The sequence below is a fragment of the Protofrankia sp. Cr1 genome, assembly GCF_963555865.1.
Classification (GTDB): domain Bacteria; phylum Actinomycetota; class Actinomycetes; order Frankiales; family Frankiaceae; genus Protofrankia.
In genome coordinates this window covers 5,679-18,954 of record NZ_CAUVXO010000059.1, presented here as the reverse complement: position 1 = coordinate 18,954, position 13,276 = coordinate 5,679, and the positions used below count along the sequence as shown (strand labels likewise).

Annotated in this window: 12 protein-coding genes; 4 read left to right on the top strand and 8 right to left on the bottom strand. The window is 70.3% G+C overall.

Annotated elements, in window-relative coordinates; translation table 11 throughout:
• Positions 1-1,348: hypothetical protein (locus U9980_RS07920; RefSeq protein WP_322767342.1), on the bottom strand; the 1,348-nt coding region annotated here is incomplete at its 3' end.
• A gap of 193 nt (positions 1,349-1,541) precedes the next feature.
• Here U9980_RS07920 and U9980_RS07915 point away from each other — a divergent pair.
• Positions 1,542-2,318 carry an SDR family NAD(P)-dependent oxidoreductase gene (locus tag U9980_RS07915; RefSeq protein ID WP_322767341.1) on the top strand — a complete coding sequence of 259 codons (777 nt, stop codon included), beginning with the start codon at positions 1,542-1,544 and terminating at the stop codon, positions 2,316-2,318.
• Between the two features lie 76 nt (positions 2,319-2,394).
• Here the strand turns inward: U9980_RS07915 and efeB are convergent, their stop codons facing one another.
• From efeB to U9980_RS07880, 7 genes are all read right to left on the bottom strand, one after another.
• Positions 2,395-3,741 (bottom strand): iron uptake transporter deferrochelatase/peroxidase subunit, encoded by a 1,347-nt coding sequence (efeB, locus tag U9980_RS07910; protein ID WP_416210190.1) that lies wholly within the window; start codon positions 3,739-3,741, stop codon positions 2,395-2,397.
• Positions 3,742-3,803: 62 nt separating this feature from the next.
• Positions 3,804-5,870, bottom strand: coding sequence for an iron uptake transporter permease EfeU (gene efeU / locus U9980_RS07905; protein ID WP_322767339.1), 2,067 nt, complete (start codon positions 5,868-5,870; stop codon positions 3,804-3,806).
• Positions 5,871-5,965: 95 nt separating this feature from the next.
• Positions 5,966-6,595: a hypothetical protein gene (locus tag U9980_RS07900; RefSeq protein ID WP_322767338.1), complete on the bottom strand. Its 630-nt coding sequence runs from the start codon at positions 6,593-6,595 to the stop codon at positions 5,966-5,968.
• Between the two features lie 115 nt (positions 6,596-6,710).
• The gene (locus U9980_RS07895) at positions 6,711-7,304 is read right to left on the bottom strand and encodes a histidine phosphatase family protein (protein WP_322767337.1); all 594 of its coding nucleotides are present in this window, start codon (positions 7,302-7,304) and stop codon (positions 6,711-6,713) included.
• A 111-nt stretch (positions 7,305-7,415) separates the two neighbouring features.
• Positions 7,416-8,960: an AMP-binding protein gene (locus tag U9980_RS07890; RefSeq protein WP_322767336.1), complete on the bottom strand. Its 1,545-nt coding sequence runs from the start codon at positions 8,958-8,960 to the stop codon at positions 7,416-7,418.
• Positions 8,961-9,069: 109 nt separating this feature from the next.
• A complete protein-coding gene (locus U9980_RS07885) occupies positions 9,070-9,867 on the bottom strand; it encodes an SDR family NAD(P)-dependent oxidoreductase (RefSeq protein ID WP_322767335.1) in 798 nt (265 codons plus the stop codon).
• Positions 9,864-10,700, bottom strand: coding sequence for a ThuA domain-containing protein (locus tag U9980_RS07880; protein ID WP_322767334.1), 837 nt, complete (start codon positions 10,698-10,700; stop codon positions 9,864-9,866). Before U9980_RS07880 ends, U9980_RS07885 begins: the two co-directional genes overlap by 4 nt.
• Before the next feature lie 169 nt (positions 10,701-10,869).
• On the opposite strand from U9980_RS07880, the gene U9980_RS07875 reads away from it, so the two are divergent.
• From U9980_RS07875 to U9980_RS07865, 3 genes are all read left to right on the top strand, one after another.
• Positions 10,870-11,919, top strand: coding sequence for a thiamine pyrophosphate-dependent dehydrogenase E1 component subunit alpha (locus tag U9980_RS07875; protein WP_322767333.1), 1,050 nt, complete (start codon positions 10,870-10,872; stop codon positions 11,917-11,919).
• 40 nt (positions 11,920-11,959) lie between these two features.
• The gene (locus tag U9980_RS07870) at positions 11,960-12,943 is read left to right on the top strand and encodes an alpha-ketoacid dehydrogenase subunit beta (protein WP_322767332.1); all 984 of its coding nucleotides are present in this window, start codon (positions 11,960-11,962) and stop codon (positions 12,941-12,943) included.
• Positions 12,944-12,974: 31 nt separating this feature from the next.
• Positions 12,975-13,276, top strand: a 302-nt coding sequence (locus U9980_RS07865; RefSeq protein ID WP_322767331.1) for a lipoyl domain-containing protein, incomplete at its 3' end; no start/stop codon positions are given.

The window sequence follows — 13,276 nt, the reverse complement described above, 5'->3', positions numbered from 1 at the left end:
CGATGGGCGGCAGGGGCCTGGTGCCGTCGATGAACACCGGCAGGTCGAGGCCGAACAGCCCCCGCCACTCCCGCTCCCGGTCGGCGAGGGTCGCGCTCAGCGAGTCCGGGTCCAGGGCGAGCGTTTCCAGTTCGGCGTCGGTCGCCATGAAGATCTGTCCGGGGTGGTCCAGATGACCGTGCTCGTGCAGGCGTCTACCGAGCTCCACCAGTGGCATCCGCGCCTCGTGCAGGATCTTGATGCAGGTGCTCTTCGCGCGTTCCCGCCAGGCACCGAAGCGGCGCGCCGAGGCGAGCGCGCCGTGGCAGGTGGCCTGCGCGGTGGCGTCCCCGCCGAGGCGGGCGAGTGCCTGCGCGAGCGCGGCCTCGGTGTCCACTGCCTGGCTGCGCGCGCGCAGGACCGGGGATGCGTCGTCGTCGAGGTGGCGCAGCCGGTCGAGCAGCGCCAGCGGCAGCTCGGGCCTGGTCTCCCAGGTTTCCGAGCCCAGGTCCCACTCGTTGGGGCCGCGGTAGCCGAAGTCCCGCAGGAAGGCCGCGAACCCTACGTGGAACGCGGGATGGATGTCGGCAAGGCGCGTGACCAGGCCGTTCACCCCACCGTCGAACGCGGCTGCGAGCCCCGCGTCGCCGCGGATGACCCGGGAGAGATCCCAGAGCGCGAAGGAGGGGGCGGCTGAATCGACGTCCCCGGCCTTGCCGATGAGCCGGACCACGAGGGCGGTGTCGCCGCCGAGGAGCTGGCCGAGCACGCCCGGACCGACCGCGCTGCTGTTTGAGGCGATCACCTCGCCGCGCCACGCCAGCCGTTCCAGCGACAGCACCGACCGGGCCCTGGCAACCAGGGCCGGCGCGCTCATCGTCGCGAGGTCGGGACGCTGCTCCCGCAGCGTGTCAGCGATCGCGCGATCCTCGTCGAGCTCCGGGAACGTCGTCGTCGACAGCACCCACCCCGCCCGCGCCGCGATGGCCGCGGACCGTTCCGCATTGACGTCGTCCGGTCGGATGACGTGCGCCGGCGGCTCACCGCCGCCCGCGAACCACATGGCGTCCACCGCGTCGGTGCTGATCCCGGAACGGATACCGGTCAGCCGTGGCAACGTCATGTTGACGTACAGGTGGCCGTAGAAGAAGGCCGCGTTCGGGGAGACGTCGACCGATTGCTCGGCCAGGGTGAACGCCCCGAAGGCGGCCACACCCGTGTCCCAGCCGGGAAGGATGAACGGGATCCAGCCAAGGCTTGCGCCCAGCGGGGTGATCGGATCCGCCAACACGTCGTTGGCGTTGAGCCGAGTGTAGATCGGAAATCGTTGGCTCGGCTGTGTGTCGATGATCCACTGCTGGCTGGTCATGCGTCCCGCTCCTCCTGGTCCGTCCGGACATGGACGGACGTTGGCTGGTGTATCTGTGACGTGCAACACTCCTACGGTAGAAACTGTAGTGCAAGCAAACTAAGTGGCTGATGTTTCGGTTCGCAGGTCCCCAGGTTCGTGATCATGGTTCTGTTCGCGCACCTGTCGACCTCACGCGCTCCCAGGAGGACGTATGCAGCTTGAAGGCAAGGTCGCGGGTATCACGGGAGGGACGGCGGGGATCGGCCGCGCCATCGCCGAGGCGTTTCTCGCGCAGGGGGCGTCCGTCGCGATCAACGGTCGGTCCGTGGACAAGGGGGAGAAGACCCTCGCGGCCCTGGGTGCCGGCGACCGGGCGATCTTCCGCGCTGGTGACGTCACCCAGCAGGCCGACGTCGAGGGCTTCGTCGACGCGACCGTCGAGCACTTCGGACGGGTCGACATCCTGGTCAACAACGCCGGTGGAGCCGTCGACCTTGCGCCGACCGTCCTGCTCAGCGATGAGACGTGGGACCTGACGATGAAGTGGAACCTGTACTCGACCTTCTGGGCCACCCGGCGCGCCCTGCCGCCCATGATCGAACGCAAGTGGGGGCGGATCATCAACATCTCCTCGGTGGAGGGCAAGCACGGCAAGCCCGTCCTGACCCCCTATGTGGCCGCCAAGCACGCCATCAACGGCATGACGAAGTCGATCGCTCGCGAGGTCGGAGCCGAGGGGGTCACCGTCAACTCGATCTGCCCGGGTCTGATCATCACCGACGTCGTCAGGGACAACGGGCCGGCCACGGCCGCGGCCATGGGGATCACCTTCGACGAGATGGTCGAGCTGTTCGCCAAGGAGTCCTCGATCAAGCGGCCCAACACGGTCGAGGAGGTCGCGGCCATGGCCGTGCTGCTCGCCTCGGACGCGGGCGCGGGTATCACCGGCGCGCTGCTCAGCGTCGACGGCGGCACCGCCTCCTACTGACGTACCCGTTGTAACGAGCGTCCCGGTTGGGCGGCGACTGCGCCGCCGTCCAACCGGTGGATCGTCGTGACGCCGGTCAGGTGAGCAGGGTGCGGCCGAGGTGATCGGCGGCGTCCCGGGCGCCGGGCAGGACGAAGAAGTAGCCGCCGCCGGTGGGGCTGATGTAGTCGACCAGGGGCTCGTCGATGAGCCTGGTCTGGGTGGCCTCGAACTGGCGGGCGATGTCCTGCTGGTAGCAGCAGAAGACCAGACCCATGTCGAGGTTGCCGTTGGCGTCGATGCCCCGGTCGTAGTTGTAGCCCCGGCGCAGGATGCGGGAGTCCGCGGTGGCGGCGGTGCGGGGGTTGGACAGCCGGATGTGCGCGTCGAGCGGGATGATCTTACCGTCGGCGTCACCGGCGTAGTCCGGGATGTCACGTTCGGCCGTGCCGTCCAGCGGGGCGCCGGTGTCCCGTCGCCGGCCGATCATCATCTCCTGTTCGTTGAGGGAGACCCGGTCCCAGAACTCCACCAGCATCCGGATGACGCGGATGACCTGGTAGGAGCCGCCCGCGGTCCAGGCGGGCTCGTCGCCGCCGTGTATCCAGACCAGCCGGTCCATCTCGGCGGCGCCGGTCACGTCCGGGTTGGCGATGCCGTCCTTGAAACCGAGCAGGTTGCGCTGGGCGCCGGCCGGTCGTGGTGGGTTCTGAAAGCCGTCGACGCGCCAGCGCAGCTGCATACCGCCGCGGGTGTGGCGAGCGATGTCACGCAGCGCGTGCAGCACGGTGTCGCGGCTGTGTGCGCACAGCTGCAGGCTGAGGTCGCCGTGACACTGTGTCGCGTCGAGGTTGTCGTTGGGGAACGTGCGCATCGGTGTGAGATGGCGCGGCCTCCGGTCGGCCAGGCCGAACCGGCCGTCGAACAGCGACGCGCCCACCCCGACGGTGACGGTCAGCGAATCGGAGGGCACGGTGGGCCCGACGATGCCGCTGTCCGACGGTGGGGCGGTGCTGCCGAGGTCGACCGGGGTGCCGCCGGCGGTCAGGAAACGTGCCCGGTCAGTGATCGTCTTGAACAGTTCGACCAGCCCGGCGCGGTCCGGCGCGATCACGTCGAAGGACGCGAACATCGCCGCCGTGGGTGGCGGTGTGACGATCCCGGCCTGATGGGTCCCGTAGAAGGCGACCACCTCGTCCGAGCTCGTGTCGTGGGTGCCGCCCGTGTCGCTTGCGGCCAGCGCCACGCCGCCGGCACCGACGCCGGCGCCCACGGCCGCACCCGCGGCCAGCGCTCCGGCGAGAAAGGACCGGCGCCCGAGCGCAACGCCTGGGAACCCGGCGCGCCGTCGCGGCGCGGGGCAGCTGGCGGCGGCGGTGGGGGTGGCCGCGGTGGGGGTGTCTGCCGGCTGCCGTGGCAGTGACGGGTCGGCGGATTCGGTCATCGACGGCGCTCCGGAAGGGTGCGAAGGTGAGGTGGTGTCGCGGGCGGGAATCGCGGGCTCGCTCATCCGGTGGTCCTGATTTCCAGGACGTCGGGGATGGGTGCGAGGGTCTCCAGCAGTGCGCCGAGGCTGCCGTTCAACCGCGCCCGGTCGCCGCGGGGGAGGGCGTCTGGGGCGATCCAGGTTCCGGCCGGGTCGGCGGTCTGGCGCAGGAGCGTCCCGAATGCGTCGAGCTGGCGTTGGGAGGCCGCGAGTGTGGCCGGCGCCCGTGTCGTCAGCAGCGGCGCGATGATGGTCAACAGTTCGCGGGTTCCGTCCACGTTCGCCGCCGCGGTCGCCAGCGCCGTGCCGCTGCCCTGGTCGGCGGTACCGGTGAGCTGGAACTCGATGGTGTTCTCAAGAATTTCGTGGGTGCGCAGCGCCAGGTCGTGGGAATCGAATTCCTGGGTGGGGAAGGCCTTGACGAGCCCGGCGACGGAATCGGCGAGCGTCGCCGCCGGCGCTTTCAACGAGTCCACCGACTCGCCGTGCCACAGCCCGTGCTCGACCCGGTGGAATCCGGCGAAGTCCGGGTCGCCGACGCCGTCCGGCAGACCCGCGGGCCGTCCGTTGATCGACGCGTCGAAGTCGCCGAACGTGCCGTAGGCGGCGCCGAGTCGTTCGTAGTCAAGATGCGCGGTGAGCCAGTCGCGACGGGCCGCGTCGAGGTCACCGGCCTCGACGTCCGCCCGCAGCGTGTCGGTGTCGCGTGCCAGCGTGGCCAGGCCCGCGGTGACGAACGCGCGGTAGGCGTCCACGGGTGCGCGCATGGTCTCTTCCGTCACCGGGATGATCGCCAGGCTGCCGCTGCCCGGGCCGGCCACCCGCCGGCTCGCCGAGACGGTTGGTGCGCCGCTGTCGGGGAGGCACTGCCACGCGTAGGTGCCACCGCCGATGGTCGCGGCCAGCGGCCGGCTGGTGCCCGGGGCGAGCAGTTCGATCTCAGCGTGGATCGCACCGCTCGCCGGGTCGATGAGGCGGACCTCCATGGTGTGCCCGCCGGTGTTGCGGACGGTGAAGGTCACCCGGCCGGGTTGCGGCGCGTCCCAGGCGGTGACGCAGGAACCCGAGGTCGCCTCGATCGTCGTGTCACCCGTCCCGGTGGCCGGGCCGAGCGCGAGGATGGCGGCGCCGGCGGCGACGGCGGGTACGGCGACCATGGCCACCGGAAGCACCCACCGGGGCACCCGCCGCGAACCGCCCGGTGCCGGCTGGACTTCGACCGGCGCGACCTCGGCGGCGGCGACAGTCGCCGGTACCGCGGGGGATGGCGCGCGGGCGGGGCGGATACCCCGGACGAACAGGGCCATCACCGGGATCAGATAGCCGAGGTAGCCGACGAGCTGGAGGACGGTCAGCCGGGGTGTGATGTTGAAGATGCCCTCGACGAGCCGGGCGTACCAGGAGCTCGGGTCGATGGTGGCGCCAAGGTCGAACGCGGCCGTGCCGATGCCGGGCAGGATGGCGCTCTCCTGCAGATCACGCAGGCCGTACCCGGCCACGCCGGACGCGATCACAATCAGCCCGATGCCGGTGAACGTGAAGAATCGGGCCAGATTGATCTTCACGGCCCGGCGGTACATGCCGACGCACAACGCGGCGGCGAGCGTGAGACCGGCGGCGGCCCCGACCAGCGGGCCGGCCGACTCGCCCGCGCCGCGGGTGGTCGTCCAGACGAACAGAGAGGTCTCCAGGCCCTCCCGGGCCACCGCGAGGAACGCGGTGAGGATAAGGACCCCGGGCCCAAGCGTGAGCGCAGCCGTCACCCGGCCCGCGATCTCGCCGGACAGTGCCCGTGCCGACCGCCGCATCCAGAAGATCATCGCGGTGACGAACCCGACCGCGACCAGGCTCAGGACGCCGCTGAACGCCTCCTGCGCTTTGGTCGACATCGAGGCGGCGGCGAAGGTCAGGACCGCCCCGAAGCTGACCGAGAGCGCCACCGCGGCCAGGACTCCCGTCCAGACCTGGGGGAGGCGCTCGCGTTGGTCGGCGCGAACGAGTGTGGCGACCAGGATCGAGACGATCAGACCCGCCTCGAGACCCTCGCGTAACCCGATGAGCAGGTTCGGGACAACGTCGCTCCACACGTCCGGTACCTCCGTGATCGTCGGTTTTGGTTTAAGGGAAGGTACCAGAAGTGTAAGTAAACTTCACCTAATTGATGGAGGGCCGGAATCGGCGGTCATGCCTGGGCTGCGAGGAAGCCGATGACGGTGGCAACCCACCAACCGGCCTGCGAAACCGCGGCGCTGATCCCCGAGCGTGCGAGCAGTAGCCGGGACGGCGCTCCGGCGGACCGCACCAGATGCTGGTGGACCGACCAGATGTGCAGGCCGTTGAACGCGACGACGAGTACCAGCAGGAGTTTCACCCGGGTCAGGGGCGCAGACAGATCGGGGTGCAGGAGGACCCCGCTGAGGACGAGGCCTGCCAGGCCGCCCCAGATCGCCAGGTGTAGGCCGCTCGCTACGGCGAGGACTTCGTCGAGCCGACGCCGGCCGAGGAGCCACAGCAGTCCGAAGCAGTCGATCGCGAGGACCGAGCCCAAGCCGACCACGAGTGCCGCCAGGTGCCCGAAGAGCGCCACCGCGTGCAGGGTCGGGTCGGCCTGGAGGTGGGTCGCGGTCCACACCGCCGCTGCCCAGCCGACGGTGACCACACCACCAGCTGCGAACAGCGCCCACGTCGGAAGGTTCCGGCGGGTGTCCCCGGACATCGCGACGATGACTGCCGGGACGGATCGCGGCGGGTCGGCCCGTTCTCTGATCGGCTGGATCGGCGTCAGCTCGGGGAACGGGGCGCGCCAGGACACGGGTTCTCCTTCGATGCGGGATGACAGGTGGTTAGGTATGCCTAAATTTAGGCTTACCTAACCTGCCTATCGATGCCGCGTCAAGGTTCTCGCCTGACGTCATGAACGACTGAGGTCAGGAACGACTGCCGAGCAGGTGGCCGGTTTCGTTCGCGGAGTGGACGACGATCCGGCCCGAGGAGAGCTTCTCGACCCGGGACACCGAGGTGTACCCGGGGTTGAACCAGAAAAGGTCGCGGGTACCGATGATCCCGGCCAGAATGGCGTTGATGATCCCGCCGTGGCTGACGGCCACCACCCGGCCGGACGGCCAGCGCTCGAAGAGCTGCTCCAGGCAGTCGTGGGCACGGGCGATGAACGCGGGTTGGTCGAGCTCCGGGACGAAGTCGCTGTAACGGCCTTCGACGACTGCGCGGGCGCGTGGGTCGTCCGCGGCCATCTGTTCCACCGGGGTGTAGACCTCGTTCGGTTCGTGGGGTTCCCACTCGCGCAGGTCGGGGATCTCGACCGGGACGAATCCCAGTTCCGCGGCGAGTACGGCCGCGGTCTCACGGGCCCGCCGCAGCGGGCTGGTGGCCAGGGCGTCCACCTGCTCGGCGGCCAGCCACGCAGCCAGCCGCTTGGCCTGGATCATGCCGTCCCCGGCCAGGCCGGGATCGGCGACGCCGTTGACGGGCAGGCCGTGGCGGACGAACAGCACCTCAGTCATGGGTTCACTTTCCAGCTCCCGGCCCGGAGGCCGGTCAAGGGCGGGTGTCGGCCGAAGGCGGTGAGGGTGGGGGCGGGGGTGAGGGTTGTTCATCCGGCGTTTAGCTGGTATTTATCCGGCGATGGTGCGTTCGGTGTCCCAGTAGGGACGCCGCAGCGCCTTCTTGTCGACCTTGCCCATGGCGTTGCGAGGTAGCTCCGTGATGATTTCATATGATTTCGGGCATTTGTATGCGGCGAGTGAGGCCCGGCAGAACTGGTCGAGGTCTCCGCTGTCCGGTGCCTGGCCCGCGGGCACGATCAGTGCCCGCAACGCCTCACCCATGTCCGCGTCGGGTACGCCGATCACGGCGACATCCGCTACCTGGGGGTGGTGCGCGAGGACACGCTCGCTCTCGGCCGGGTAGAGGTTCACCCCGCCGGAGACCACCATGTCAGCTATCCGATCGGTGATATGGACGTAGCCGTCCGCGTCGACATAGCCGACGTCGCCGAGAGTGAACACGTTCGGAAGGAGGTATGCGGCGGCGGTCTTGGCCGGATCGTCGTGGTACTGCACGCCCCGGTCGGCTGGGGCGCGGAAGCCCAGTACCCCGACCTCGCCGGCGGGCATCGGGGCGTTGTCGGCGTCGAGGACCACCGCCTCGAACGGCGGCACGCAGCGGCCGACCGAACCGGGTCGGACCAGCCACTCCTCGCTGCTGATTCGGCAGAGCGTGCCCACCTCGCTGCCGCCGTAGGACTCCACCAGCACCGGCCCGAACCAGTCGATCATCGCCCGCTTGACGTCGGGCGGGCAGGCCGACCCGGTGTGGGGGAGACTGCGCAGGCTCGTCACGTCATAGCGGGCGCGCACGCCGGCGGGCAGGGCGAACAGCCGGGAGAAGTGCGTCGGGACCATCACCGCCGAGGTCACCCGGTGGCCCTCGATGAGGCGCAGCACGCGCTCGGCGTCGAACCGCCCGAGGACGACCACGGGCTGTCCGGACAGCAGGTGGCGCAGGCTTGTCAGGGGAGCGTTGTGCTGGAGCGGCCCGACCACCAGGTGTGGTCCGGCGGGGAAGCCCGAGCGGGCGGCCAGCGCCTCGGCGTAGGCCACCGCCCTCGGCGGTGTCGGCGCGGTCCAGCGGACCTCGGTGCCCCGCGGTCGGCCGGTGGTGCCAGAGGTGTAGACCAGCGGTGGTCGGGCGGGCCGGCCGGCAACATCCGGCATCGCACGGTCGCTACCCGTCCAGTCCGTCCAGTCCGTCCAGTCCGTCCAGTCCGCCTGGCTGCCAACGTCGGTGCCGGTGCCGGTGCCGGTGCCGTGGACGACGACGACGCGTAACCGTGCGGGTCCGGCGGCCGCGGTCACACCGTCGCGGCTGGCCGGCCCGGCGACCGCTGCCACCGCGCCGGCGTCGAGGAGTAGGTCGGTCAGCTCCCCGACGGCGAGCTGGCGGGAGACGGCCACGGTTCCGACGCCGGCGAGGATGCCTGCGGCATGTGCGACCAGAGTGGGGATGGAGTTCTCCCCGGTCACCGCGACCCGCTCCCCGTCGCCACCCGCCACCGCCAGCATCTCCGCGGCGACTCCACGCACCTGGGTGGCGAGTTCCGCCCACGTCAGGTGCCCGGTGTCGTCCACCAAGGCGACGCCGGTCGGGTCCTGCCGCATCCGATCATCGATCCCAGCGAGCCGCAACGGACCTCACCGTCCTTTTCAAGGTCTGACCCCTGTTGCCCGTCCACCCCGGATGACTGTAGCCACATAGCTGTAGACAGCGTCAAGAAACCGGGTCGATCGCAGTCGGCGAAACCGGGCTGGGTGGGGGCAGCGCGAGCCCGCTGCCCGCGGTCACCCCGCCGTCGACCGGGATCGCCGCGCCGGTCACGAACGAGGCCGCCGGCGAGATGAGGAAGGCGATCACCTCGGCCACCTCCCGCGGGTGTCCCCACCGCTGCAGGGGCACCGCCCGCCGCAGGGCCTCGAAACGTTCGGCGTCGGCGGCTTCGAGACGGCTGGTCATGGCGGTGCGCACCGGACCGGGACAGACCGCGTTGACCCGGATCCCGTACAGCGCGAGGTCGATGGCGGCCGATCGGACCAGGTTGATCGCTCCGGCCTTGGCCGCCGCGTACGGCCAGCGCCGGGGTTCACCACCCAGGCCGGTGACGGACGAGGTCACCACGACCGCTCCGCCGCCGGCGCGGCGCATTGCCCCGATCGCGGCCCGCAGGCCCAGCACCACCGCGCGCAGGTTCACCGCGATGGACTCGTCGAAGACGGCGAGATCGGCGCTTTCCAGATCTCCCGACCGTGCGATCCCGGCGTTGAGTACCACGGCATCGAGCCGTCCAAACCGCTCCTGTGCCGTTGCCACGGCCGCGGTGTTGACCGCGGAGTCGGTGACGTCGCCGGCGAGCGCGACAGCATGATCCGTCCCGGTGAGCCAGGCCAGCGCCACGGCGTCGCGGTCCACGCCTACGACCCGCCCACCCCGTTCCAGCAGCAGCTCGGCGGTGGCCCGCCCGATGCCCGACCCGGCTCCGGTGATGACGGCGACCTGACCGGTGGCCGTCATACCTGCCCGACCCGGGGATCGAGCCGGACCGGATTCCTACGCGCCCATGCGTGTGCCTCGGACGAGGCCACCCAGGCCAAGGCGTTCGCGATCAGCTGTCGGTAGTTCGCCAGCGCGAACGTGCGGGCGCAGTCGCCGGGCAGCAGGTAGACCAGTGGACTGCGCCCGGCGACCTTCGCCCAGGCCAGAAGGTCGCTCGCGGGCGGGTGCCCCGAGCAGTCCGGTGCGTGGCGCTCGCCGAGCAGGACGTGTTCATAGGCCGAGCGGAAGCGGCTGCCGTTCAGGTCGGCGTCGGTCCGCAGCAACGGGACGACGTCGGCTTCGAAGACCGGGCAGCAGTACAGCTCATCGGTGACGGTGAACTCGGCGACGCCGGCGCAGACCGGGTGGGTGGGCGCCGTCACATGCACGGAATATTCGCCCACCCAGCTGCCCGACGACGGCCACATCCGGCCGCGTAACCGGGCTGACGCGTAGTGGAAGCGACCGCCCAGCGCCTCGGCCCAGCCCTCCCAACCAGGCCAGCCGGCCAGCGAGTGGTGGGTGACGACGAGCCCCTGGCCCATCTCAAGCAGCTCGACGAGGGCACGGGCCACCTGCGGATCGGGGCCTTCGGGCACGGGCGGCGAGCCCCGGTGCAGGCTCAGGCCGGGGATGTCGTGGCAGAGCAGTGCCTCGAAGCTCCCGGCATGCTCGGGCCGCAACCACGCCTGCGCGCAGGGCTGGACTGCATGCGTCCACAGCCAGTCCCGCTCGGCACAGATGTCGGCCACCATCCCGAGGAAGGCGTCAAGGTCGACACGGTGACCGCCGGTGAGAACCAGGACCCGCATGGGTTCATCTCCCTGACTTACTGCAGCTGCTCACCACAAACATCGGATACGAGTCTGGCGTGTCGAGTCATCCCTTACTAGAGTCCATTTCGACAAACTCCCGGATGTCGGATGGCACGGCGATTCGCTGTGCATGGCAGCCGGGCCACGGCAGAGAGGGGCAGGCATCATGACGCGAGCCGCCACGGCCGACCAGGACGCCCGGCCGGCCCAGCCCGCGCCGCCGGCCGCCGGCACCGCCGAGACCGCCGGCACCGCCGACGCGGCCGTGCTCCTGGACCTGCACCGCCGGATGGTGCGCATTCGGGTGTTCGAGACCGAGGCGGGTCGGCTGATGGAGGCCGGAACGCTGCCTGGTTTTCTGCACCTCTACGTCGGGCAGGAGGCGGTCGCCGCCGGCGCGATCAGCACGCTGCGCGATGAGGACCAGATCACCTCCACCCACCGCGGGCACGGTCACGCGGTCGCCAAGGGTGCGGACTTCGCCCGGATGTTCGCGGAACTGTTCGGCCGGGTTGACGGCTACTGCCACGGCCGGGGCGGGAGCATGCACATCAACGACCTGTCGATCGGCATGCTCGGCGCGAACGGCATCGTCGGCGCTGGCATCCCGATCGCGGTGGGCGCGGCCTTTGCCGGCGCCTACCGGTCCGACGGGACGGTTGCCATGGCGTTCTTCGGTGACGGCGCGTCGAACATCGGCACCTTCCACGAGGCGGCCAACCTCGCCGCCGTGCTGCACCTGCCGGTCGTGCTCGTCTGCGAGAACAACGGCTACGCCGAGTTCACGCCACAGGCCCGGCACATGCTGCTCACCGATGTCGCTGATCGCGCCGCCGCCTACGGCATGCCGAGCGAGATCTGCGACGGGATGGACGCGGTCGCCGTCCGTGCGGCCACCCTGCGCGCGGTGGAACGGGCCCGGGCCGGTGGTGGCCCGACCATGGTCGAGGCCAAGACCTACCGTTATTACGATCACCAGGGCGTCAAGGGTCTGCGCATCGCGTACCGCACCCAGGAGGAGATCGACGCCTGGAAGGAACGCGACGCGATCAAGCTGCTGGAGCGCGGGGCGACCGCTGCCGGCACCGTCGCTCCGGAGCGGTTCGAGGAGATCTGGGCGCAGACCAGGACCGAGGTGGCCGCGGCGATCGCCTTCGCGGAGGCGAGTCCCGAGCCGGATCCGGCGGACATCGCCCGTGACGTCTACAGCGAATGAGCCCGGTACAGCGACGAGCGGCCGAAGGAGCTCCCAGTCGATGACCCGCACCCTGACCTATGTCAAGGCGTTCAATGAGGGCCTCGCGCAGGTCATGCGCGACGACGACGACGTGTTCGTAGTCGGTGAGGATGTCGCCGGCTACGGTGGGGTCTTCCACATGTTCGACGGGTTGCTCTCGGAGTTCGGGCCGCGCCGCGTCGTGGACACGCCCATCTCCGAGGCGGCGATCGTCGGCCTCGGCGTGGGTGCCGCCGCCCGCGGCCTGCGGCCGGTGTGTGACCTGATGTTCATGGACTTCCTCGGCGTCTGCATGGACCAGGTGGTCAACCAGGCCGCCAAGATGAAGTTCATGTACGGCGGGTCGGTCAACGTTCCGCTCACCATCACGACCGCGGCGGGTGCCGGGCTCGGCGCGGCCGCGCAGCACTCCCAGAGCCTGGAGGCGTGGCTCGCCCACACCCCGGGACTCAAGGTGGTCATGCCCGCCACCCCGGCGGACGCCAAAGGGATGATCGTCTCTGCGGTGCGTGACGACAATCCGGTCATCGTGATGCTCAACAAGGTCCTGCTCGGAGCCAAGGGAGACGTGCCCGAGGAGATCTACGAGGTCCCGATCGGGAAGGCCGCCACGCTGCGCACCGGCGACGACGTCACGGTTGTGGCCCTGGGGCGGATGACCGTCGAGGCGATGGCCGCGGCCGATGAACTCGCAGCTGAGGGCGTCTCGGTCGAGGTCATCGACCCCCGGACCGTGCAGCCGCTGGACAGCCAGGCGATCGTCGAGTCGGTTGTGCGCACCAACCGGGTGCTTGTGGTCCACGAGGCTGTTCGGTTCGGTGGCATCGGCGCCGAGATCGCCGCGCAGGTCCAGGAAGTCGCCTTCGACTATCTGGACGCCCCGGTGCTGCGCCTGGGCGCACCCTTCACCCCGGTGCCGTTCAGCCCGGCGCTCGAGCGGGCCTACATCCCTGACCGCACCCGGATAGCCGACGGCTGCCGCCGCCTGCTCGCACGGGGCTAGGGCCAGGGCCGGGGAGAGAGGAACTGCGGCGATGGCTGTCGAGGTGCTGCTGCCCAAGCTCGGGCTGACGATGCAGGAAGGCACGATCACCGAATGGCTCGTGCCGCCCGGTGGCCCGGTGCGACCCGGCGATGTGATCATGAGGCTCGCCACCGACAAGGTCGACACGGACGTCGAGGCCGAGGGCGAGGGGCATTTCCATCCGGTCGTACCGGCCGGAACCACCCTGCCTCCCGGCGCACTGGTGGGCTGGCTGCTCGCCGCCGGCGAGATTCTGCCGGGTGCGGTGTCCGGTGCTGCGCCATCCGGTGCGGTGGTGTCCGGCGCGGGGGC

Bases quoted from the DNA above. Each gene is read 5' to 3' on its own strand.
- U9980_RS07915 (WP_322767341.1), top strand. From the start codon at position 1,542: ATGCAGCTTGAAGGCAAGGTCGCGGGTATCACGGGAGGGACGGCGGGG.
- efeB (WP_416210190.1), bottom strand. From the start codon at position 3,741: ATGACCGAATCCGCCGACCCGTCACTGCCACGGCAGCCGGCAGACACC.
- U9980_RS07895 (WP_322767337.1), bottom strand. From the start codon at position 7,304: ATGACTGAGGTGCTGTTCGTCCGCCACGGCCTGCCCGTCAACGGCGTC.
- U9980_RS07890 (WP_322767336.1), bottom strand. From the start codon at position 8,960: ATGCGGCAGGACCCGACCGGCGTCGCCTTGGTGGACGACACCGGGCAC.
- U9980_RS07885 (WP_322767335.1), bottom strand. From the start codon at position 9,867: ATGACGGCCACCGGTCAGGTCGCCGTCATCACCGGAGCCGGGTCGGGC.
- U9980_RS07880 (WP_322767334.1), bottom strand. From the start codon at position 10,700: ATGCGGGTCCTGGTTCTCACCGGCGGTCACCGTGTCGACCTTGACGCC.
- U9980_RS07875 (WP_322767333.1), top strand. From the start codon at position 10,870: ATGACGCGAGCCGCCACGGCCGACCAGGACGCCCGGCCGGCCCAGCCC.
- U9980_RS07870 (WP_322767332.1), top strand. From the start codon at position 11,960: ATGACCCGCACCCTGACCTATGTCAAGGCGTTCAATGAGGGCCTCGCG.